This window comes from Gordonia sp. PvP123 (genome assembly GCF_040547295.1).
GTDB classification, from domain to species: domain Bacteria; phylum Actinomycetota; class Actinomycetes; order Mycobacteriales; family Mycobacteriaceae; genus Gordonia; species Gordonia terrae.
The window spans coordinates 484688-505540 of record NZ_JBEPPN010000003.1 but is presented as its reverse complement, the minus strand read 5'-3'; the positions used below and the strand labels follow the sequence as shown (position 1 = coordinate 505540).

19 protein-coding genes are annotated in these 20853 nt (G+C 68.6%); 11 read left to right on the top strand and 8 right to left on the bottom strand.

Annotated features, from left to right (window positions below; translation table 11 throughout):
- Positions 1-4: 4 nt before the first annotated feature.
- The 3 genes from ABIC25_RS07740 to ABIC25_RS07730 form a co-directional block, all read right to left on the bottom strand.
- A complete protein-coding gene (locus tag ABIC25_RS07740; protein ID WP_354560774.1) occupies positions 5-664 on the bottom strand; it encodes a DUF305 domain-containing protein in 660 nt (219 codons plus the stop codon).
- A complete protein-coding gene (locus ABIC25_RS07735; protein ID WP_354560846.1) occupies positions 661-2136 on the bottom strand; it encodes an LVIVD repeat-containing protein in 1476 nt (491 codons plus the stop codon). The genes ABIC25_RS07740 and ABIC25_RS07735 overlap by 4 nt, the downstream gene beginning before the upstream one ends.
- A 247-nt stretch (positions 2137-2383) precedes the next feature.
- On the bottom strand, positions 2384-2710 hold the full coding sequence (locus ABIC25_RS07730) for a hypothetical protein (RefSeq protein ID WP_239400275.1): 327 nt from the start codon (positions 2708-2710) through the stop codon (positions 2384-2386).
- Positions 2711-2893: 183 nt separating this feature from the next.
- On the opposite strand from ABIC25_RS07730, the gene ABIC25_RS07725 reads away from it, so the two are divergent.
- Together ABIC25_RS07725 and ABIC25_RS07720 are read left to right on the top strand one after the other, a co-directional pair.
- Positions 2894-3739: a 3-hydroxybutyryl-CoA dehydrogenase gene (locus tag ABIC25_RS07725; protein WP_354560772.1), complete on the top strand. Its 846-nt coding sequence runs from the start codon at positions 2894-2896 to the stop codon at positions 3737-3739.
- A gap of 134 nt (positions 3740-3873) precedes the next feature.
- A complete protein-coding gene (locus tag ABIC25_RS07720; RefSeq protein ID WP_435529042.1) occupies positions 3874-4740 on the top strand; it encodes an oxygenase MpaB family protein in 867 nt (288 codons plus the stop codon).
- Here the strand turns inward: ABIC25_RS07720 and ABIC25_RS07715 are convergent.
- On the bottom strand, positions 4737-6023 hold the full coding sequence (locus ABIC25_RS07715; RefSeq protein ID WP_354560769.1) for an MFS transporter: 1287 nt from the start codon (positions 6021-6023) through the stop codon (positions 4737-4739). The genes ABIC25_RS07720 and ABIC25_RS07715 overlap by 4 nt on opposite strands.
- Before the next feature lie 65 nt (positions 6024-6088).
- On the opposite strand from ABIC25_RS07715, the gene ABIC25_RS07710 reads away from it, so the two are divergent.
- Positions 6089-6781: an SDR family NAD(P)-dependent oxidoreductase gene (locus ABIC25_RS07710; RefSeq protein ID WP_064569231.1), complete on the top strand. Its 693-nt coding sequence runs from the start codon at positions 6089-6091 to the stop codon at positions 6779-6781.
- 93 nt (positions 6782-6874) lie between these two features.
- On the opposite strand, the gene ABIC25_RS07705 is transcribed toward ABIC25_RS07710, so the two are convergent.
- The 3 genes from ABIC25_RS07705 to kstR all read right to left on the bottom strand — a co-directional run bounded on the left by ABIC25_RS07705 (position 6875) and on the right by kstR (position 9124).
- Complete coding sequence (locus ABIC25_RS07705; RefSeq protein ID WP_354560767.1) at positions 6875-7342, bottom strand: MaoC/PaaZ C-terminal domain-containing protein; 468 nt, start codon at positions 7340-7342, stop codon at positions 6875-6877.
- A complete protein-coding gene (locus ABIC25_RS07700; RefSeq protein ID WP_004020715.1) occupies positions 7339-8349 on the bottom strand; it encodes an alpha/beta hydrolase in 1011 nt (336 codons plus the stop codon). Before ABIC25_RS07700 ends, ABIC25_RS07705 begins: the two co-directional genes overlap by 4 nt.
- Positions 8350-8473: 124 nt before the next feature.
- Positions 8474-9124: a cholesterol catabolism transcriptional regulator KstR gene (gene kstR, locus ABIC25_RS07695; protein ID WP_004020714.1), complete on the bottom strand. Its 651-nt coding sequence runs from the start codon at positions 9122-9124 to the stop codon at positions 8474-8476.
- Positions 9125-9257: 133 nt separating this feature from the next.
- Here kstR and ABIC25_RS07690 point away from each other — a divergent pair, with 133 nt between their 5' ends.
- The 7 genes from ABIC25_RS07690 to ABIC25_RS07660 all read left to right on the top strand — a co-directional run bounded on the left by ABIC25_RS07690 (position 9258) and on the right by ABIC25_RS07660 (position 18379).
- Positions 9258-11465: an acyl-CoA dehydrogenase family protein gene (locus ABIC25_RS07690; RefSeq protein WP_354560765.1), complete on the top strand. Its 2208-nt coding sequence runs from the start codon at positions 9258-9260 to the stop codon at positions 11463-11465.
- Positions 11466-11588: 123 nt separating this feature from the next.
- On the top strand, positions 11589-12728 hold the full coding sequence (locus ABIC25_RS07685; protein WP_354560764.1) for an acyl-CoA dehydrogenase family protein: 1140 nt from the start codon (positions 11589-11591) through the stop codon (positions 12726-12728).
- Positions 12718-13881 carry an acyl-CoA dehydrogenase family protein gene (locus ABIC25_RS07680; protein ID WP_101820883.1) on the top strand — a complete coding sequence of 388 codons (1164 nt, stop codon included), beginning with the start codon at positions 12718-12720 and terminating at the stop codon, positions 13879-13881. Before ABIC25_RS07685 ends, ABIC25_RS07680 begins: the two co-directional genes overlap by 11 nt.
- Positions 13878-14942: a bifunctional MaoC family dehydratase N-terminal/OB-fold nucleic acid binding domain-containing protein gene (locus ABIC25_RS07675; RefSeq protein WP_354560762.1), complete on the top strand. Its 1065-nt coding sequence runs from the start codon at positions 13878-13880 to the stop codon at positions 14940-14942. The genes ABIC25_RS07680 and ABIC25_RS07675 overlap by 4 nt, the downstream gene beginning before the upstream one ends.
- Positions 14939-15412 (top strand): MaoC family dehydratase, encoded by a 474-nt coding sequence (locus ABIC25_RS07670; RefSeq protein ID WP_354560760.1) that lies wholly within the window; start codon positions 14939-14941, stop codon positions 15410-15412. The genes ABIC25_RS07675 and ABIC25_RS07670 overlap by 4 nt, the downstream gene beginning before the upstream one ends.
- Positions 15412-16584: a lipid-transfer protein gene (locus ABIC25_RS07665; protein WP_101820886.1), complete on the top strand. Its 1173-nt coding sequence runs from the start codon at positions 15412-15414 to the stop codon at positions 16582-16584. Before ABIC25_RS07670 ends, ABIC25_RS07665 begins: the two co-directional genes overlap by 1 nt.
- Before the next feature lie 160 nt (positions 16585-16744).
- Complete coding sequence (locus ABIC25_RS07660; protein WP_239400256.1) at positions 16745-18379, top strand: acyl-CoA synthetase; 1635 nt, start codon at positions 16745-16747, stop codon at positions 18377-18379.
- Here ABIC25_RS07660 and ABIC25_RS07655 read toward each other — a convergent pair whose 3' ends face one another.
- Positions 18380-19021: a LysE family translocator gene (locus ABIC25_RS07655; protein ID WP_239400254.1), complete on the bottom strand. Its 642-nt coding sequence runs from the start codon at positions 19019-19021 to the stop codon at positions 18380-18382.
- 215 nt (positions 19022-19236) lie between these two features.
- On the opposite strand from ABIC25_RS07655, the gene ABIC25_RS07650 reads away from it, so the two are divergent.
- Complete coding sequence (locus ABIC25_RS07650) at positions 19237-20802, top strand: PE family protein (RefSeq protein ID WP_275447413.1); 1566 nt, start codon at positions 19237-19239, stop codon at positions 20800-20802.
- Positions 20803-20853 lie beyond the last annotated feature (51 nt).

The window sequence follows — 20853 nt, the reverse complement described above, 5'->3', positions numbered from 1 at the left end:
GTGATCAGGTCGGCAGCGGGTCGGCGCCGCGCTCCTTGAGCAGCATCGTCATCACCCCGATCTCGTCGCCCTGGTCGCCGATCATCATGAGCGCCAGGTCTTTTGTCGCGGACCCCGAACGCGCGTCGTTGTAGGCCGCCTGGGCCATCGACATCCCGCCGCGATGGTGCCGGATCATCAACTGCAGGAACAAGATCTCCGCCTCGTCCGGTGGCAGCGTGGAGAGCCGCCCGACCTCGTCGATCGTGGCCATGCCCGGCATCGGCGGACGGGAGTCGTCGGGTCCGGCGCCGTGGTGGGAGTGCCCGCCGGACATCCAGGACATCGGCTCCGTCGCGGTGATCGGCTGGTCGAACCACTGAAGCCAGCCTCGCATGGTCGCGGTCTCGGCGGTCTGCGTGTAGACGATCCGGTCGGCGACACCGCGGATCTGCGGTGTGACCCCGGGTACCGCGCCGATCGCCCGCGACATCAGGATGGCCTGGTCGTGATGCGTCGACATGTCCTGGGCGAACCCGATGTCCGACAGGCTCATCGCGGACGAACCATGGTCGCGTCCCGGCCACACCGCACCGATGACGACGCCCATGGTGACGAGCAGGGCGGCGGTGACGCCGAGGACAGCCGCCCGCACCAGCGGGACGCCGGGCCGACGACTGCTCATCCGATCGAGGAGTTCTGGTCCGGCGGCGGGGTGTACACCGCGGGACTCAGCCGCAACACCTGGAAACCGCCGTCGGAACAGGTGACCCGCAGCTCGTTGCCCCGGAACTCCGGCGGGGACATGCACCAGTCGGTCGACATGTCGCCGCCGACGACCATTCCGCTACGCGGACCGACCATCTCGTTCAACCGGACCTTGCCGTTCGCGATCGACATCCCGAGACTGAGGAATTCGACGGCGGGCACACCCAGCAGCGAACCGACGACGTGCGGCGAGTTGGGTGTCTCCAGCAGGGTGGTGCCGGTACGGGCCGGCGGGTTGTAGTAGGCGATCTCGCGAATCCGGTCGAGGTCGCGGATGTCGAAGACGCGGATGCCCGACGACTCCCAGCCGCATGCCAGGGCGGTGGGATCGTTCGGCCGGTCGACCGCGCAGTAGTGCGGATTGCTGCTGAACAGCGAACCGCCGGTCGACGACCGCAGGTTGGTGTCGAGGTTCTCCGGGAGATTGATCTCGAGTTTGATCTGCGCGGTGTAGCGGGGTTTGTTCACCCTCGTCACGTCGAAGATCTTCACCCCGCCGGAGCCGGCCTCGTCCGCGGTGACGATGTGCGGCCGGCCGCGGTAGGTGATCGGGATCGAATGCTGGTTGAGCTGGCCGTCGGGCCACAGATACGCGGCGACGTGGGGGACCTGGGGGTGCGGCCGTCGGCGCTGGACGTCGCTGATGTCGAGCACGGTCACCCCGGCCATGTTGGACAGGAACATCCGATTGCCGTCCGGCGAGACGCCGAAGCCGTGCCCGAGAAACGAGTGGAGCCCCTGCCAGATGACGCGGGGCGACCGGGGATCGGCGATGTCGATCGCGCTGAGGTGACCGGGGAAGACGCCGGAGGCCCAGTAGGTGCGGCCGTCGGGGGAGAAGCCGCCCTCGTGCGAGGTGAACGGGAGTGGCGTCGACGTGCCCGGTCCCCTGTTGAGGAGTTTGGGGCGGGCGCAGTCGGAGATGTCGTACACGGCGAAGAAGCCGCCGCCCCACAGCAGCGGCACCGAGGTCGCGGCGAGGAGCTTGCGCTCCTTGTTGACCTTCAGGGTCTCCCAGGTGCCGCCGCGCATCGCCGGGTCGGTCAGCGAGCCGACCACTCGCGGTGCGCGGGGGTTCGAGGCGTCGATGACCTGAACGCCCGGCGGGTTCACCCAGTTGTTCCCGGGGAACAGGCTGCCGGTGTAGCTGCAGTTCTCGAAGTTCGCCGACACGATGCCACCGCCCGCGCCGCGCACCCCGCCGAGTCGCGTGATGTTGCAGCGGTAGCCGCGCATGCTGCGTCCGGACAGGCGATCCTCGGCGCTGACGTCACCCTGCAGGCCCGGTTCGGGTTGCGACCCGGGGCCACACTCGGCCTGGGGAACCGAGACCTCGGAGATGTCGGGGAACAGGTGGTTGGCCGCCTGTGCGGGTGCGGCCACCAGCATCGTGGCGAGGAGTGTCGCGCCGGCGGCGAGACACGTGACGGCGCGTGACCGTCGGCGCCATCGCCCTGCCGGGCGGGCCGAAACGTGCGCGTCGAATCGAACTGGCATCATCGCATCCCCCGATCGTGATCTGAGTCACGCTAGCGGGCGAGGTGAGACGACACGGCGGAATCGTCGAATCGGCCCCGACGCAGGCAACCGGCCCGGGATCGCCGGGCCGGCTGTCGCTGGAGGGGATGGAACCCGGTCAGACGGCGTCGCCGCCGTCGATGCTGCCGAAGTCGCCGACCTCGACGTTGCCCTCGTCGTCGACGGCGGTGTCGAAGGTGCCGTCACCGTCGGTGTCGGCGACGGCGATGTCGGTGAGACCGTCGGCGTCGGTGTCGGCTTCGATGACGTCGATCTCGCCGTCGGCGTCGGTGTCGTAGGCGATGGAGTCGGCCTGGCCGTCGCCGTCGGTGTCGAGGATGGCGTCGGTGGTGCCGTCACCGTCGACATCGGTGAGTGCGGCGTCGACGGCTCCGTCGCCGTCGGTGTCGACGAGAACGGCGTCGGCGGGGATCTCGGTGCTCATGGTGGGTCCTTCCACGTGGATCGCTGAGGGTGGTGGAGCGCTGCTGGTGCAGCGCTTCCGGGCGGTTCGTGTACTTGGAGGCGGCACCCGGGGCGAATGTTCCCGAGATGCCAGGAGTCGTTCGATCGGCTGATCCGAGGACCGACTACCGTTTGTCGTACCACTCGACTTCGGAGGTTCACTGTGCAGCAGATCGGCGTCATCGGCGGAGGCACCATGGGTGCGGGCATCGCGGAGGTGTGTGCCAAGGCGGGCAGCGACGTCGTGATCGTTGAGGTCAAGCAGGAGTTCGCCGACGCCGCGCGATCGCGGGTGGAGAAGTCGTTGGCCAAGGCGGTCAGCCGGAACAAGCTCGCCCAGGACGACGCCGACGCCGCGCTCGGGCGTCTGCGGGTGACGACCAAGTACGCCGACCTCGCCGATCGCGAGCTCGTGATCGAGGCGGCCCCCGAGATCGAAGAGCTCAAGCGCGAGATCTTCGCGAACCTCGATCAGGCAACCGGCGCGAACACCATCCTCGCCACGAACACGTCGTCGATCCCGATCATCAGGGTCGCGACGGCGACCAAGACGCCCGAGCGCGTCGTCGGCGTGCACTTCTTCAACCCGGTGCCGGTGATGCCGCTGGTCGAGATCATCTCCACGCTGACGACCGCGCCCGAGACGGCCGACGCCGTGAGCGCATACGTCACCGACACCCTCGGCAAGACCGCGGTCCGCGCGGGCGACCGGTCCGGTTTCATCGTCAACGCCCTGCTCATCCCGTACCTGTGTCAGGCGATCCGGATGTTCGATTCGGGTTACGCCTCGGCCGAGGACATCGACCTCGCGATGAAGGGCGGCTGCGGCTACCCGATGGGCCCGCTGACCCTGCTCGACACCATCGGCCTCGACGTCACGCTGTCCGCCGCGGAGTCGCTGTACGCGGAGTTCGCCGAACCCAACTATGCGCCGCCGGCCCTGCTGCGCCGCATGGTCGACGCCGGCCGCCTCGGACGGAAGACCGGTCGCGGGTTCTACGCCTACTGATCCGGCAGAAGACAGACGCCGAACCCCGGCTCACCTTCGGGTGAGCCGGGGTTCGCTGCATCCGGGACTGTCGACCGATGTGTCGACACGCGCTAAGCTGGCCACGACACAATCAGACAACACTTGTTATCAGAATGGGCGGGGCCATGACGCAGGGCGATCAGCGCATGTCGCGGACGGAGATGGACAACATCGACAGCAGCTTCTTCGCGCGTTCGCTGCTGTCGATGGGGCAGACGATGAGCACGACGAACGTGATCATGCAGCTGGCGAACCCTGCGGTCGGATACGGCGTCGCACACAGCAAGGTCGAGAACGGGCGACTCGATCGTCATCCGGTCAAGCGCGCCCGGACCACCGCGTCGTACCTCGCGGTCGCGATGCTCGGCAACGCCGACGACCGGCGCCGGTACCGGCACGCCGTCAACCGGCAGCACGCACAGGTGCGGTCGGACGAGAACAGTCCGGTCGAGTACAACGCGATGAACACCGACCTGCAGCTGTGGGTCGCGGCGTGTCTGTACTACGGCTGGGAGGACATCTACGAACGGGTGCACGGCCCCCTCCACGGCGCGGATCGCGAGAAGTTCTACCAGCAGGGCAAGGTCTGCGGCACGACGCTGCAGATGCCCGCCGAGGCCTGGCCCGCCACGCGCGACGAGTTCACGGCCTATTGGGACGACCAGGTCTCGCGCATCGAGATCAGTGACGAGATCCGCGACTTCCTGCTCGACATCGCGAACTTCGGCTACGCGCCGACCCGCATCCAAAAGAAGTACGGCCCGGTCAAACTCCGCCGGACCATCGGCTACCTGCCCCAGCCGTTCCGCGACGCTCTCCGTGTCGAGTGGACCGACGAGGACCAGGAATGGTTCGACGGCTACGTCGCCGGGCTGGTGGAGAAGGAGCGTCGCACGCCGCTGTGGGTGTCCCGGTTGGGTTTTCGCCTTCTGCTCGCCGATGTTCGGCTTCGGGTCCGGATGGGACGGCCGCTCGTCTAGGGGAGAGCGGCGCCGCTGCGGCGAGCGGCCAGGAAGGCCAGTGCTCCGGCGACCAGACACGCGACGGCTCCGACCGCGAGACCGACACGCGCGTCGAAGGTCTCGATGATCGCGCCGACGATCGGACCCCCGATCGGCGTCGACCCCATGAACGCCACCGACCACAACGCCATCACCCGCCCCCGCATCCGCGGTTCGGAGTTCAGTTGCAGTGTGGCATTGCCGGTCGACATGAATGTGACACTCAGCCAGCCGACTCCGAAGAGCGCACAGATCGCAGTCGGCAGATTCGGTGCGAGGGCGGTCGCCCCGACCGCGACGCCGAAGCCGAACGCGGCCAGCGTGAGTGGGCGCAGGCCGGTCGTTCCGCGGGCCGCGACCACCAGGCCGCCGACGACCGCACCCACACCCATCGCCGACGTCATGAAGCCCAGTGCCTCGGGCCCGCCGTCGAACACGAAGTCCGCGACGGCCGGAAGGGTGACCGGAAAGTTGTACGTCAACGTCCCGACGAGCGCCATCGTGGCCAGCGGAATCCAGAGTGCGGGGCTGCCGCGGACATATCGGAGACCTTCTCGCAGCTGGCCTTTCGCGCGTGGGATCGGGGTCTCCGTCGTGATCTTCGACGAGTCGAGCGCGAGGAGCGAGGCGACCACGGCGACGAAGCTGACCGCGTTGACGGCGAAGCACAAGCCGGATCCGACGAGGCCGAGGACCACGCCGGCGACGGCCGGACCCACCGCGCGGGCGGCGTTGACCATCACCGAGTTGAGGGTGACCGCGTTGCGTATCAGGTCCTTGCCCACGATCTGATGGATGAACGCCTGGCGTGCCGGCTGTTCGAAGGCGTGCCCGAGCCCGAGCATCACCGCCAATACGCCCACGTGCCAGACCTCCACCACCCCGGTGAGCGTGATGACGGCGAGCGCCGCGGCCAGCAGGCCCATCATCGACTGCAGGGCGATGAGCAGTCGGCGCCGGTCCACGCGATCGGCGATCACCCCGGCGTACGGACCGATGAGCAGGACGGGCAACGCCTGGAGGGCGACGATGAGCCCCAGGACCGATGCCGACCCGCTCAGCGTCAGGACGAGCCAGGCCTGCGCCGTCGCCTGCATCCACGAACCCGTCATCGAGACGGCCATCCCCGCGTAGAACAGCCGGTAGTTGGGGATGCGCAACGACGCGAACATGCTCGTCCGGTCGGACTCGACGGGGGGATGACCGCCCGGCTCACGGTCCCGCGAATCGTCTTCGATCTCGGGAACGCGCTCGTCGGTCATCGACGACCATCGTAGGCGCGCGGCGTGAGCCGCCGGGGTGACGCACCTCCAGTAGGGTCGGCATGATGACTCAGACGGTGATCGTGTCGGGTGGGACGGGCGGCCTCGGGTCGGCGGTCACCCGGAAGTTGCTCGACGACGGCAGGCGCGTGGTGGTTCCCTGGATCGCCGAGTCCGAGTTGTCGAGGCTGCCCGAATCGGACCGGCTGGTCGGTGTTCACGCCGATCTCTTCGACGAGGCGTCGGTGGCCGAGGTCGTGGCGGTCGCGGCCGGTGATGCGTCGGCGCCGGTGACCGCGGTGGTGAATCTGGTGGGCGGTTTCGCGATGGGGGACCGGGTCGACGCCACGCCGGTCGACGAGTTCGAGCGCCTCCTGCGGCTCAACCTGCGGCCGCTGTATCTGCTGTCCGCGGCGGCGATCCCGAAGCTCGTCGAGGCCGGTGGCGGGTCGATCGTCGGGGTGTCGGCGAAGGCGGCGTTCGCACCCTTCTCCGGTGCGGCGGGCTACATCACGTCGAAGGCGGCGGTGTGGGCGTTCATCAGTGCGCTCGCCGCCGAGTACAAGTCCGACGGCGTCCGGGCCAACGCGATCTTGCCGTCGGTGATCGACACCCCGGGGAACCGGGCGAGTCAGCCCGACTCGTCCCGCGCGGGTTGGGTGTCGCCGGAGTCGATCGCGGAAACGATCTCGTTCCTGGTCTCCGATGCCTCCAGCGCGATCACCGGAGCGCAGATCCCGGTGCCCGGCGTCGGCTGAGCCCGGCACGATCGGAGATCAGGCGCACAGTCGACGGAATCAGACGCACAGTCGACGGGGCCTCGACACCGCTGCAGCGCAACCGATCGGGGATCAGTCGCGCGAACGGCCCGGACGGGTGTGCACATAGGCCTCGACGACCGTGCGCATCACGGGTTTGCCCTCGCCGTTGCGCAGCTCCGCCGACGAGGTGACCAGTGCGCGGTCGCGGTCGTCGAATTCGATCGCGTCGATGACGGTCGACCCGGTGAGGGTGTCGCCGGGTCGGACCGGACGCAGGAACTCCACGTCGCCGAGTCGCTTCCCGGCGATCACCCGCCAATTGGTCAGCACGCCGGTGACATTGAGCTTCTGATAGATCGACATCGTGTGCAGCCCACTGGCGATGAGCCCTCGGTAGGGTCCGCGTTTCGCGACGTCCTTGTCCACGTGGAAGTCCTGCGGATCCCATGCGCGAGCGAAGTCGAGGAGTTCCTCTTCGCTGACGACATGCTCGCCGAACTCGAAGATTTGGCCCACGGACAGGTCATCGGCCCACAAGCGGTCCGATGCGTCGCTCACCTCAGGTCTGCCGCGATCTTCGGCCAGGTGGTCTCGAGGTCACGTTCCCAGTAGCCCCACGAGTGCGTGCCGCTCGGCCGGAAGGTGACCTCGTGCGGCACCTTGAGGGCCCGCATGCGCGAGACCATCTGCTTGGTGCACTCGTTGACCGCGGCCTCGATGATGCCGCCGATGACCATCTGGTTGGCCAGCGTCAGCGGATCGCCGGCGACCAGCGGCGCCTCGAGCCGGTCGAACTGGCCGGGCATGCCGGTCCCGCTGGTCATGTAGACCTTGGTGCCGCGCAGCTTGTCCGCGTGGATGTACGGGTCGTTGTCCCGCCAGCCGGCGGAGTTGACCGGTCCCCACATGTTGTTCAGGTTGCCCTGCCCGCGGTCGGCGACGACCATCCGGATGTAGGCCTGTCCGACCGGATCGCTGGTGCGGGCGCATCCGCTGTAGGCGGCGGCCGACCGGTACAGCTTCGGTGCGGCGATCGCGAGATTGAGCACCGAGGTGCCGGCCATCGAGATCCCGGCGATCGCATTGACCCCGGTGGTGTCGAATTCTTTGTCCACCAGCGGTGGGAGTTCCTTGGTGAGGAACGTCGTCCACTTGTTGCGGCCGAGCACCGGATCGTCGTGCTGCCAGTCGGTGTAATACGAGAACGCGCCGCCGATCGGCGTGACGACGTTGACCTCTTTGTCGGCGAAGAACTTCGCGTACTGGGTCTTGGCCGCCCAGGTCGCCGAGTCCTCGCCGCCGCCGGCGCCGTTGAGCAGGTAGAGCGTGGGGCGCGACTTGGTCGTGTCCTTGGGGCGCAGCACGTTGACCGGGATGAGTTTGCGCATCGCCGCCGAGTACACGATGAGGGTCGACTGCTGGGCCGAGTCGTGGACCACGGTGTCGACGCGGGCGCGATCGGGGTCGGGTGTGGGTTCGGCCAGCGCGGCCGGAGCCCATCCGGCGGTCGCGACCGCAACGGCACATCCGGCGACGCACAGTCGTCGCAACCAGGAGGATCGCACCTCTAGCCCCTTCTGTTAACAAAATTCTCAGACGTAACAAAGGTAGCCGAGAACGTCGAGGGCACCCAACCCGAGAAGGCCCTCGTCACCCAGTTGTGACGTCACTTTCGAGGGGGGGAGGTGACTACTTGGCGCGATCTTTGAGCAGCAGTCGGACGGTCAGCTCGAGTCGGTTGGTGACGTCGGTGGCCGACGCCCGACGGGTGAGCCACTGCACGAGGTTCGACATCCACACGTCGGAGAGGACACGGGCGATCGCGAGATCTTCTTCGGTCGGCTCCCCGTTGTCGACGATGGCGCCCGCGAGGAGCCGGTCGATGATCCCGGCGACCTGGTCGACCTCGGCGGTGGCGGACGCATCGGCGAACATGAAGGCGCGCGTCATCGCCTCGGTCAGGAGCGGATCGCGCTGCATGGCGAAGGTGATCATGTCCAGGACATGCCGGAGCCGGTCGATGGCGGTGTCGCCGCGCAGCTGCGAGCGGTCGACCTTGGACTCGACGCGCTCGAACTCGCGGGCCAGCGCGGTGACCAGCAGGTGGACCTTCGACGGGAAATAGCGATACAGCGTGCCGACGGCCACATCGGCCTTGTCGGCGACGGTGCGCATCTGCACGGCGTCGTAACCGCCCTTGGATGCCAGGGCGAGGGTGGCGTCCAGGATGCGGCGGCGACGTTCGCGCTGCGCGGTGGAGCCGGCTTCGGACGAGGCGGCAGGCGCCGCAGCCCCGTTGGGGGCGTCGACCGCGGCGTTGCCGGGTGCAGAACGGGCCATGTGCTCTCGAACATCCTCACGTGTCAAACGGTCTGGCGGGTGGATCGCGGGTGGGTACCCGATCCGAGTACACCCATGGCATATTAGAACAGGTTCTAATTATTCGTCACAACTCGACATACAGGGATTGCCAGTGACAATCGCCACGTCTTCCGAGCAGATCGCGGTGCGCGACAGCATCGCGTCCTGGGCGCGCTCCACCAGTGTGACCGACATCGTCCGTTCCGACATCGACAAGCCCCGCGACCAGTGGACGCAGTTGCTGTCCCAGATCGCCGACCTGGGCGTGTTCGCCGCAGCGGTCCCCGAGACCTCCGACGGCCTCGGGGCGAGTTTCCTCGACGTGGCCGCCATGCTCGAGCAGTGCGGGGTCGACCTCGTCCCCGGCCCGCTGGGTCCGACGGTGTCCGCGGCGATCGCGCTTGCGATCGCCCGCCGCGACGCGCACAAGGGTGGCGCCGACCGGGGCGCCGCGCTGTTGCCGGAGGTGCTCGCCGGATCGGTGCCGGTGGTGACGCCTGCGACGAGTTACGCCGGGGTGGCCCGCGAACTGTCCGGCGGCGACCTCGACCTCGGGCTCGTCGGCGGGTACGTCGAGGGTTGCGCCGTCCTGGTCGAGTTCGGGACCGCCGACCGCGAACGGTCGTGGTGGATCGTCCCGCCGGGTGTCGGCGTCGCCGATGTCGCGCCGCAGACCCCGCTCGACGGCACCGCATCGGTCAGCCGCGTCCGCGTGTCCGAGATCGAGGTCGACGACCTGATCGAACTCGGGGACCCGACGTTCGTCGCCGGCTTGCTGTCGGCGACGCTCGCCGCCTACCAGAGCGGCGTCACCCGGTGGGCCCTCGACACCGCCGTCGAGTACGCGAAGGTCCGCACGCAGTTCGGCGTGCCGATCGGATCGTTCCAGGCGATCAAGCACATCTGTGCGGAGATGTTGTGCCGCAGTGAACGGGTCACCGCGGTCGCATGGGATGTCGCTCGCGCGGTCGACGACGTGCTCGCGGCCGCGCCGGGGGACGAGCTCGTCTCCGCCCGCGAGCAACTCGAGATCAGCAGGCTGGCCGCCGACGTCGTCGTGGGCCGCGATCCGGTCGCCAACACCAAGGACTGCGTCCAGGTTCTCGGCGGGATCGGGTTCACCTTCGAGCACGACGCCCATCTCTATCTCCGTGCGGCGCTCGCCGCGCAGGCGACGCTGGCGAACGCATCGGCGCATGCCGCCGCACTCGCCGGGCTCGGACTGTCGGGGACGCGGCGACGTTTCCGTCTCGACCTGTCGCAGGTCGAGGACCGGCGCGAGGAGGTCCGGGCCACCGTCGCGGCGATCGCCGACGCGGCCCCGGACGAGCGCCGCAGACTCCTCGCCGAGACCGGCTATCTGACCCCGCATTGGCCGGCGCCGCACGGCCTGGGTGCGGACGCGGCGCTGCAATTGCTGATCGACATCGAGCTCGAGTCGGCCGGCATCGAGCGGCCCGATCTGGTGATCGGCGCGTGGGCGATCCCGACGATCCTCGAGCACGGCACCGACGCGCAACGTGAACGGTTCGTCGCGCCGACACTCGCCGGCGACATCGTGTGGTGTCAGTTGTTCTCCGAGCCCGAGGCGGGCTCGGACCTGGCCGCGTTGCGAACCCGAGCCGAGCGGGTCGACGGCGGCTGGCGACTGGACGGGCAGAAGATCTGGACCTCGCAGGCCCACAACGCGCAGTGGGCGATCTGTCTCGCGCGCACCGATCCCGACGCGCCCAAGAACAAGGGCATCACCTATTTCCTCGTCGACATGAGTTCGCCCGGAATCGACATCCGTCCGTTGCGCGAGCTCTCCGGACGGGCCAACTTCAACGAGGTCTTCCTCGACGGCGTCGTCGTGCCCGATGACTGCGTCGTCGGCGACGTGAACGGCGGCTGGCGGCTGGCCCGCACCACCCTCGCGAACGAGCGGGTGGCAATGGGTGGGACCGGTCTGGGCAAGGAGATGGAGGCGCTGCTGTCGCAGGTGCGGTCGATGGACCGGGAGCTGACCGCCGAGGAGCTGTCGGCGCTCGGCACCCAGCTCGCCGACGCGCATGTCGGCCGGGTCCTCGACGCGCGGGCGGCGACGAGGCAACTGGCCGGGCTCGACCCCGGCGCGTTGTCGAGCGTGCGCAAACTGATCGGCGTCGAACATCGCCAATCGGTACCCGATCTCGCGCTGCGGCTCCTGGGGGCCGCCGGCCTGGCGGCGTCCGAGGCATCCGACGCGGTCCTGCAGAACCGGTGCCTGTCCATCGCGGGCGGGACCACCCAGATCCTCCGCACCGCGGCCGCGGAACGCATTCTCGGTTTGCCGCGCTAGCCGACTGCGGCGAAAGTGCCGAAAGCGCAGATAAACGCCGATTCCGACACCCTTGCGCGCGGACTCTGATACAACTAGAACAGGTTCTAGTTCTTGACGGGTTCATGGTGAGGGAGGCACAGGGTGGACTTTGCCCTGGACGGCACGGCGATCGCGGTTCGCGACGTCGCCGAAGACGTGTTCGCGCGGCGACAGCCCGACTGGGAGTCGAGATTCGGTGGGCACGATCCCGAGACGACCGGAGCGACCCGCGGCGGGTTCGAGGCCGACGGCTGGCAGGCCCTCGTGGACGCCGGACTGCTCGCGCTGCCGCTGCCGGCCGCGCTCGACGGTGACGAGGTCGACGAGTCGGGTCTGCTCCCGCTGTTCCGCCGGATGGGACGCGCCGCGGCCGTGACCCCCGCTCTCGGCTCGCTGACCGCGGCGCTCGTGTTCGCGAAGGCGGACCCTCAGACGGGCGAGGGATCGGTGTGGTCGCGGTTCGGGAGCTCGCTCACCGGCGGCAGCTGGGTCTCGATCGCGATCGGCGAGCACGGCGACGCTCTGACCGCCACCCCACGGACGTCCGTCCGCGACGGACGACTGACCGGGACGAAGGTCGGTGTGCTGCACGCCGACGGTGCCTCGCTGTTCCTCGTCGCCGCCGATGCGGGCGTCGTCGCCGTGTCCCCCGACGCCGAGGGGGTCGCCATCGCGCGCACGCCGACCTCGAGCGGCTGGGGCGAGTACACGGTGACCTTCGACGACGTACCCGTCGACGATGCCGACATCGTGGTCCGCGACCTCGCGGTGCTCCGCGACCGGTATCGCCTGGCCCTGTGCGCCTACGCGGACGGCCTGGTCGCCGGCGCCACCCGCCTGACCGCCGACCACGTCTCGACGCGTGAACAGTTCGGCAAACCGATCGCCCTGTTCCAGGCGGTGGGTCAGCAACTGGCGGACATCTACGTCGTCGGCCGGTCGATGGAACTGGCGACCACCGCGGCGGCCTGGCGACTGTCCGAGGGGCTCGACGCCGCAACCGATCTCGCGATCGCCGCCTACTGGCTGGCCGAGGAGATCCCGCCGACCACGCGGACGATGACCCACCTGCACGGCGGCATCGGAGTCGACATCACCTATCCGCTGCACCGCTACTTCTCGCTCACCAAGGACCTGGCGCGCCTGGTGGGCGGAGCGCACGTGCGGCTCGACGAGCTCGCCGACATCACCGACGTCCCCGCCGACGACACCCGTATCGCAGAGGTGCCCGATGTTCATTGACCTGACCCCCGAACAGCGCGCGCTGCGCGCCGAACTGCGCGAGTACTTCGCCGATCTGGTCACCCCCGACGAGGCGGCGGTGATGCTCACCGAACGCCACGGACCGACCTACCGCAAGGTCATCAAGCGGATGGGCGACGACGGCTGGCTGGGCGTCGGCTGGCCGAAGGAGTTCGGCGGCAAAGGCTTCGGCGAGATCGAACAGCAGATCTTCACCAACGAGGCGGTGCGTGCCGACGTCCCGCTGCCGTCGGTGACGCTGCAGACCGTCGGGCCGACCCTCCAGGTGCACGGCACCGACGAGCAGAAGCAGAAGTTCCTGCCCGCGATCCTGGCCGGTGACGTGCACTTCGCGATCGGCTACACCGAGCCCGAGGCCGGCACCGATCTCGCGTCGCTGACCACCACCGCGGTCCGCGACGGCGACCACTACGTGGTCAACGGGCAGAAGATCTTCACCACGGGTGGGCACGACGCCGATTACATCTGGCTCGCTGTTCGCACCGACAAGGACGCGCCGAAGCACAAGGGGATCTCGATCCTCATCGTCGACACGTCCGATCCGGGCTTCACCTGGACGCCGATCATCACCGCCGACGGTGCCCATCACGTCAATGCCACCTACTACCAGGATGTTCGGGTTCCGGTGTCGATGCGCGTCGGCGACGAGGGCGGCGGCTGGAAACTGATCACCACCCAGCTCAATCACGAACGCGTCATGCTGGGCCCGGCCGGCCGGATCGACGGACTCGCCGCGCGGGTGCGTGCCTGGGCGCAGCGGCCAGGTCCGGACGGGACGGTCATCGCGAAGCATCCGGACGTCCGCCGCGCGCTCGCCACCATCGACGCGTACGGCCGTATCAACGAGTTGCTCAACTGGCAGGTGGCCGCGACGGGAGAGGCCATCTCGATGGCCGACGCGGCGGCCACCAAGGTGTTCTCGACCGAACGCATCCAGACCGTCTGCCGGATGGTCGACGAGATCGTCGGGCGCTACGGCGATTTCACCGATCCGGAGACCGCGGCGCTGGTGAACTGGCTCGACGTCCAGCAGAAGCGCCACGTGGTCATCACCTTCGGCGGTGGAGTCAACGAGGTCATGCGCGACATGATCGCGACCGCCGGTCTCGGACTACCGCGAGCCAAGCGATGAGCGCGCCCGAACTCGCCCGCGACGGCGTCACCGGCGACGAGGCGATCCGTGCCGCCGCGCAGGAGATCATCGACGCTGGCCCGAGCGCGCCGGTCACCGGTCGGGACCCGATCAACCAGCCCATGATCAACAACTGGGTCGAGGCGATGGGGGACACGAACCCCGTCTACACCGACGCCGACGCCGCCCGGGACGCCGGACATCCCGGCATCGTCGCGCCGCCCGCGATGGCGCAGGTGTGGACGATGCGCGGCCTCCACGGCGTGCGGACGGCGGATGACCCATTGGGCCGCGCGAGCGAACTCTTCGACGAGGCCGGCTTCACCTCGGTGGTGGCGACCAACTGCGACACCGTCTATCACCGCTACACCCGCCCGGGCGAAGAGGTCGCGCTGTCGGCCGAGCTCGTGGAGGTGGTGGGCCCGAAGAACACCGCCCTCGGTGAGGGCTGGTTCTTCACGACCAAGAACGTCTGGTCGGTCGGGGACGGCAGCGGGACGCGGGAGGTCGTCGCCGAGATGCGGTTCCGCATCCTCAAATTCCGGCCCGCGGCCAGGACCACGGCGACCGAGCAGGCGCCGTTTGCCGACGTACCTGCCGACCTGGACCCGGCGCGATTGCTGAAGCCCAGCGCATCCCGGGACACCGCCTTCTTCTGGGAGGGGGTGGCCGCGCATGAGCTGCGGATCCAGCGTGATGGCCACGGCGTGCTGCGTCACCCGCCCGTGCCCGCGACCTGGAAACCGCGTGCGGCCGACGGCACTGTGCCGCCAACCGATTTCGCGGTGGCCGCCGGGACCGGCACCGTCTACAGCTACGTCGTCCACCGCGCGCCGAAGGTCCCCGGACGGCAGCTGCCGTTCGTGGTGGCGCTCGTCGAACTCGACGAAGGGGTTCGCATGCTCGGCGAACTCCGGGGCGTCGAACCGGACGAGGTGTCGATCGGCATGCGCGTGCGGGCAACCTATCTGGACTTCCCGGCCGACGAGGAGACCGGGGCCGACCCGTGGACACTGCACGCGTGGGAACCGGCCACGACGACGGAAGGGGCTCCGGCATGACGAGCGTTGCAGCTTACCCCGCGGCGGTCGGAACGACGCTGCCGCCGTTGACGATCGAGGCGACGCCGACGTTCGTGGTGGCGACCGCGCTGGCCACGCGCGACTTCCAGGACGTGCACCACGATCGCGATCTCGCACACGCCAAGGGGTCCAAGGACATCTTCGTCAACATCCTCACCGACACCGGACTGGTGGAACGGTTCATCACCGACTGGGCCGGTCCGTCCGCCCGGATCGGCTCGATCGCACTGAAACTCGGCGTCCCCTGGTATGCCTACGACACCGTCACCTTCACCGGCGAGGTCACCGCCGTCGACGACGGGGTGATCACGGTCGCCGTGACCGGCACCAATTCGCTGGGCAAGCACGTCATCTCGACGGTCACACTCACGATCGGCGCGGCCGAGCCCGCCGCCGTGGGTTCGGAGTCGGAGCATCGAGGCCCGGCCGGTCGAGGGGAGGAACTCTGATGGGGTCACTGTCCGGCCAGGCGGTGATCGCCGGAATCGGCGCCACCGAGTTCTCCAAGGATTCCGGTCGCAGCGAGCTGCGGCTCGCCGCGGAGGCGGTGTCGGCGGCGATCGCCGACGCCGGTCTCACACCCGCCGACGTCGACGGTCTCGTCACCTTCACGATGGACACCAACAGCGAGATCTCCGTCGCGCGAGCAGTGGGTATCGGAGACCTGACGTACTTCTCGCGGATCCATTACGGCGGCGGTGCCGCGTGTGCCACGGTCCAGCAGGCCGCGATGGCGGTGGCCACCGGCGTCGCCGACGTCGTGGTGGCCTACCGTGCCTTCAACGAGCGATCCGGTCTGCGCTTCGGACAGGTGAATTCGGCGGTGGCGAACCAGGAGAACTCCTCGGGTACCGAGAACGCCTTCACCTACCCGCACGGTCTGTCCACCCCGGCCGCCTTCGTCGCGATGATCGCGCAACGCTACATGCACGACTTCGGGGCCACCAGCGAGGATTTCGGGCGCATCGCCGTCGTCGACCGCAAGCATGCGGCGGTCAACCCGGACGCGTTCTTCTACGACAAGCCGATCACCCTGGAGGACCACCAGAACTCGCGGTACATCGCCGAACCCCTGCATCTGCTCGACTGCTGCCAGGAGTCCGACGGTGGCGTCGCACTCGTCATCGTGTCCCCGGAACGGGCGAAAGACCTGCCGCACAAGCCCGCCGTGATCGCCGCCGCCGCTGCCGGCAGTGCGGCTGATCAGTACATCATGACCAGCTACTACCGCGATGAGCTCGCCGGTCTGCCGGAGATGGGGCTCGTCGGCCGCCAGCTCTGGTCGCAGTCGGGGCTGCGTCCCGACGACATGGACATGGCGATCCTCTACGACCACTTCACCCCGTACACGCTCCTCCAACTCGAAGAGCTGGGGTTCTGCGGGCGCGGCGAGGCCAAGGACTTCGTCCGCGAACCGGGGGCTCTCGAGGTCGGTGGCCGGTTGCCGTTGAACACGCACGGCGGCCAGCTGGGCGAGGCCTACATCCACGGGATGAACGGGATCGCCGAAGGGGTCCGACAGATCCGCGGGACCTCGGTCAACCAGGTCGAGAGCGCCGAGAAGGTCGTCGTCACGGCCGGGACCGGCGTTCCCACAAGCGGATTGGTGCTGACCGCATGACAGCTGCCGATCCGAGGATTTCAGACGACCCTTCGAGGCTCGTCGCTATCGCTCCTCGCACCTCAGGGAGCAGATGGTCGACCGCTATCGCTCCTCGCACCTCAGGGAGCAGATGGCGAACCCCCACCAACCCACTCCGTATGACCAAGGAGCGCGCACGATGAAGTTCAACCTCGCCGATGTCTTCGAGACCGTCGCCGACTCGGTGCCCGAGCGGATCGCGCTCAGCTACCAGGGCAGGCAGATCAGCTACGCAGAACTCGACACCCTGTCGAACCAGGTGGCACATCTGTTCGCCGGGTCGGGGATCGGTGCGTTCGACAACGTCGCCCTGTTCCTGAAGAACAGCATCGAACACGTGACGAGCCTGTTGGGTCTGCTCAAGGTGCGTGCGGTTCCGGTCAACGTGAACTACCGCTACACCAACGCCGAACTGCAGTACATCTTCGACAACTCCGACTCCCGCGCGATCATCGTCGAACTGCCCGAACACCAGCGCAGTGTCGCCGAACTCCTGGCCGAGATCCCCACCGTGCGCACGGTGTTCGTGATCGGCGAGATCGTCGAGGAGCTGGCGACGGCGGCCGCCGCGCTTCCCGACGGACGCACTGTGGAGATCGTGTCCTTCGCCGACGCCGAGTCCAAGCCGGACGGCCGCGACTTCGAGCCGCGCAACGGCGAGGAGCTGTACCTGCTCTACACCGGCGGCACCACCGGGTACCCGAAGGGTGTCATGTGGCAGCACGACGACTTCTTCCGCAAGCCGCTTTCCGGCGGCAATCCGTACGGGGAGGCCCGTAAAGACCTCGACGAGATCGGCACGGCGGTCAAGGATTTCCCGCCCATCGCCTTCCTGCTCGCGGCGCCGCTCATGCACGGCGCGGCGTCGTACTCGCTGTTCACCTTCTTCACCCTCGGCGGGCGACTGGTCATCCAGCGGGACTTCGATCCCGAGGCCATCGTCACCGAGATCGAGAAGGAGAAGGTGAACATCGTCCTCATCGTCGGCGACGCCATGGGCATGCCACTCGTCGAGGAACTCGAGAAGCGCAAGGACGCCGTCGACCTGTCGTCGATGTTCTCGATCACCTCCGGCGGCGCGATCTGGTCCCAGCACGTGCGCGACCGGATGCTCGCGGTGAAGCCGGATCTGGTGCTGCGCGACAACTTCGGCGCGTCGGAGTCCGGCAACGACGGCGAGATCATGATGGACGACAACGGCAACCTGAAGGTGCCGCCGACCGACCGGATGATGGTGGTCGACGAGCGGCACAACAAGATCGAGCCCGGCTCGGGGGAGGTCGGTTACATCGCGCGCATCGGCAACGTCCCGCTCGGCTACTACAAGGACGAGGAGAAGACCAAGAAGACGTTCCCGACCCTGGCCGATGGCACCCGGATCTCCATCCTGGGCGACATGGGCACCGTGGAGGCCGACGGGTCGATCGTGTTCCTCGGACGCGGTTCACAGTGCATCAACACCGGCGGCGAGAAGGTCTACGCCGAGGAGGTCGAGGCGGTTCTGCACGCGCATCCGGCGATCGCCGACGCTCTCGTCGTCCCGGTTCCCGACGAGAAGTACGGGCAGCGTGTCGCCGCCGTGGTGAAGGTCGCCGACGGCGCCGTCGAACCGTCGCTCGAGACGATCCAGGACCACTGCCGCGAGACCCTGGCCCGCTACAAGGTCCCGCGGACCGTCGTCTTCGTCGACGAGGTCAAGCGCACCCCGGCGGGCAAGGCCGATTACCGCTGGGCGAAGGCCGCCGCCGCGGCCCAGGAGACCGCCCCGGTCTGATCAACCCTCAAGTGCGAGACGCACTCCGAGCCCGATCAACGCGACTCCGCCGATCGCTTCGACGCGACGGCGGAGTCGTGCGTTCTGGAGCCAGCCCGCGATGCGGCCGGCGGCGCCCACCAGCACGGTGAAGTACGCCGCGGTCAGCGCGATGTAGATGGCCCCCAGCCCGAGGGTCGTCCATCCCGTCGAGGACCCGTCCGGCACGAAGCCGGGCAGCAGGCTGATGAACAGGATGCCGATCTTCGGGTTGAGGATGTTGGTGAGCAGTCCGGCGACGAAGCCGGAGAACAGCATTCCGAGTTCACGACCCGCGGCCGGTTTGTCACCGTGTGCCGCGGCGAGATCGGGGCCGGCCCGAAGCAATGCGCGGACCGAACTGATGCCCATCCACACGAGGTAGCAGGCTCCGACGATCTTGAGGATCTCGTAGCCGGTCTCGCTGGCCTGCAGCAAGGCCGACAGTCCCAGCACGGCGGCGGTGACCCAGACCATCAGGCCGCACAGGATCCCGGCGGCGGTACGCAGGGCTTCCCCGCGTCCGCCGCGTACCACCGCGCGCAGGACCACCAGGGTGTCCGGACCCGGCAGCAGCACGATCAGTGTCGCGGTGACAACGAAGGACAACAGCGCGGCGAGCATGGGGTCATGGTAAGAACCGGCGCGCGGATGGGTGCGCCGGGGAGTGGTGCCGACCAGATCACGGATGCGCGAGCACACCCGTCCGGGCAGAACGAGTGCGTTCCCCGAAATCCACCCTAATTCGATGTAGTCCGACTACATTGAAATTCGTTGATCGCGAGCTGACCCGTGATGGGGCATGTCGTGTCGGAGAAGTTCGGCGAAGGGTTGAGCAGATGAAAATGTCTCGGGTGGTGGCATCCGGCGGTGTGGCAGTGGTGATCGTGCCGGTCGCGTTTGCGGCCGGCGGTCCGGCTGCTGCCTCATCGACCCCGAGTGGTGAGGTCGCACCGTGGTCGCATCAGCTGAGCGAGCTCACGTCGTCTCTCGGCGTCGGTGAGCCGGTCGCGTATCGGGGCGGGCGCCTGCAGGTGGTCGAGACGTCGCAGTTGCTCGCTGCGGTCGTCGCGCAGGGCGGGAGTCCCGCCGCCGGCGTCGGGTCACGCAGGTTCGCGACCCGGGTGATGCAGGCGGCGGCGCAGCTGGGTCACCCGGCCGTCGTGCCTGTTTCGAGTCCGTCGGCCACGATGGCGGCCTTCACGCCGCCGTCGGTGACGTCGGTGCCCGCGGCCGTCGTCACCGGGGGCGCAGGTCCCGCGCGAATCCAGTTGTTGTTCACGGTGACCCGCGATCCCGTGACGGGACTGCAGGTGATCGGCCCGAACAGCGTTCTGTGGATCGGCGACGGCGCCGACGGAACCGCCGACAACCCGGACGGCGGCAACGGCGGCCTGCTGTGGGGCGACGGGGGTGACGCCTATGCCGGCGGACGAGGCGGTGACGCAGGGATGTTCGGCTCTGGTGGACACGGTGGAGACGGGGTGATCGGCGTCGCCGACGGTGCCGGCGGCGATGGCGGACGAGGGGGGTGGCTGTTCGGCAACGGCGGACGCGGCGGCGACGGCGCTGATGCCGACGGGATCGTCTACCTCGACGGCGGCTCCGGCGGAGCCGGCGGGCGTGCGGGCACCTTCGGCGACGGCGGTGACGGTGGCCAGGGCGGCGCCGGTGCCCACGGCGGCGACACCATCTCGACATCGCTGCACCTTCCTGAGCTCGACGGCATCACCTACATCGATATCGACGGGCAGGACAGCACCGTCCCCGGTGTCGAAGGCGGGCACGGCGGGTTTGCCTTCTACGGTCCGGGCGGTGTCGGGGGAGCAGGTGGCCCTGGCGCCAACGGCGGCAACGGGGGTACCGGCGGGATCCGGTTCGAGCCGCACCCTGAGACCGGAGAAATCCAAGTGATCGGCTTCCCCGGCGGCAGTGGCGGACGCGGTGGTGACGGGTTGCCCGGTGGCGACGGCGGAGCAGGTGGCGCAGGCGGTGCGGGCGGGGCAGGTGGACTGGTGTTCGGCAACGGCGGCACCGGTGGGGCCGGTGGCACCGGCGGCGACGGAGGTCGCGGCGGTAACGGCGGCAACGGGGGCATCGGCGGGCTCGGCAGCACCGACGACGTGCCCGACGGCCCGGACGGCTACGGCGGAGTCGGCGGCTCGGGCGGCGATGGCGGCAGCGGTGGCGCTTCCGGCAGCGGCGGTGCATCTGGATTCTTCGGTGCGGGCGGTCCCAGCGGCGACCCCGGTCTCAGTGGTACCGGCGGCAGGGGCGGCAACGGAGGCACGGGATTCGGAGGCAGCGCCGCGAGCGGATCACCGGGGTCAGATGGTGCCGGCGGCGACGATTCGGGAGATCTCGGCTCGTCGGCGGAGTCCGCGTCCTCGTCCGACGGCGAATGATCGTGGACATCGTCCGCCGACGCCCGGAGAGGTCGCCGTGGTTGGGGAGGG

Coding starts and splice junctions, on each gene's coding strand:
- ABIC25_RS07735 (WP_354560846.1), bottom strand. CDS start 2,136: ATGCTGGTGGCCGCACCCGCACAGGCGGCCAACCACCTGTTCCCCGAC.
- ABIC25_RS07720 (WP_435529042.1), top strand. CDS start 3,874: ATGGGCGGGGCCATGACGCAGGGCGATCAGCGCATGTCGCGGACGGAG.
- kstR (WP_004020714.1), bottom strand. CDS start 9,124: ATGGCCCGTTCTGCACCCGGCAACGCCGCGGTCGACGCCCCCAACGGG.
- ABIC25_RS07660 (WP_239400256.1), top strand. CDS start 16,745: ATGAAGTTCAACCTCGCCGATGTCTTCGAGACCGTCGCCGACTCGGTG.
- ABIC25_RS07740 (WP_354560774.1), bottom strand. CDS start 664: ATGAGCAGTCGTCGGCCCGGCGTCCCGCTGGTGCGGGCGGCTGTCCTC.
- ABIC25_RS07730 (WP_239400275.1), bottom strand. CDS start 2,710: ATGAGCACCGAGATCCCCGCCGACGCCGTTCTCGTCGACACCGACGGC.
- ABIC25_RS07665 (WP_101820886.1), top strand. CDS start 15,412: ATGGGGTCACTGTCCGGCCAGGCGGTGATCGCCGGAATCGGCGCCACC.
- ABIC25_RS07670 (WP_354560760.1), top strand. CDS start 14,939: ATGACGAGCGTTGCAGCTTACCCCGCGGCGGTCGGAACGACGCTGCCG.
- ABIC25_RS07715 (WP_354560769.1), bottom strand. CDS start 6,023: ATGACCGACGAGCGCGTTCCCGAGATCGAAGACGATTCGCGGGACCGT.
- ABIC25_RS07655 (WP_239400254.1), bottom strand. CDS start 19,021: ATGCTCGCCGCGCTGTTGTCCTTCGTTGTCACCGCGACACTGATCGTG.
- ABIC25_RS07710 (WP_064569231.1), top strand. CDS start 6,089: ATGACTCAGACGGTGATCGTGTCGGGTGGGACGGGCGGCCTCGGGTCG.
- ABIC25_RS07675 (WP_354560762.1), top strand. CDS start 13,878: ATGAGCGCGCCCGAACTCGCCCGCGACGGCGTCACCGGCGACGAGGCG.
- ABIC25_RS07680 (WP_101820883.1), top strand. CDS start 12,718: ATGTTCATTGACCTGACCCCCGAACAGCGCGCGCTGCGCGCCGAACTG.
- ABIC25_RS07650 (WP_275447413.1), top strand. CDS start 19,237: ATGAAAATGTCTCGGGTGGTGGCATCCGGCGGTGTGGCAGTGGTGATC.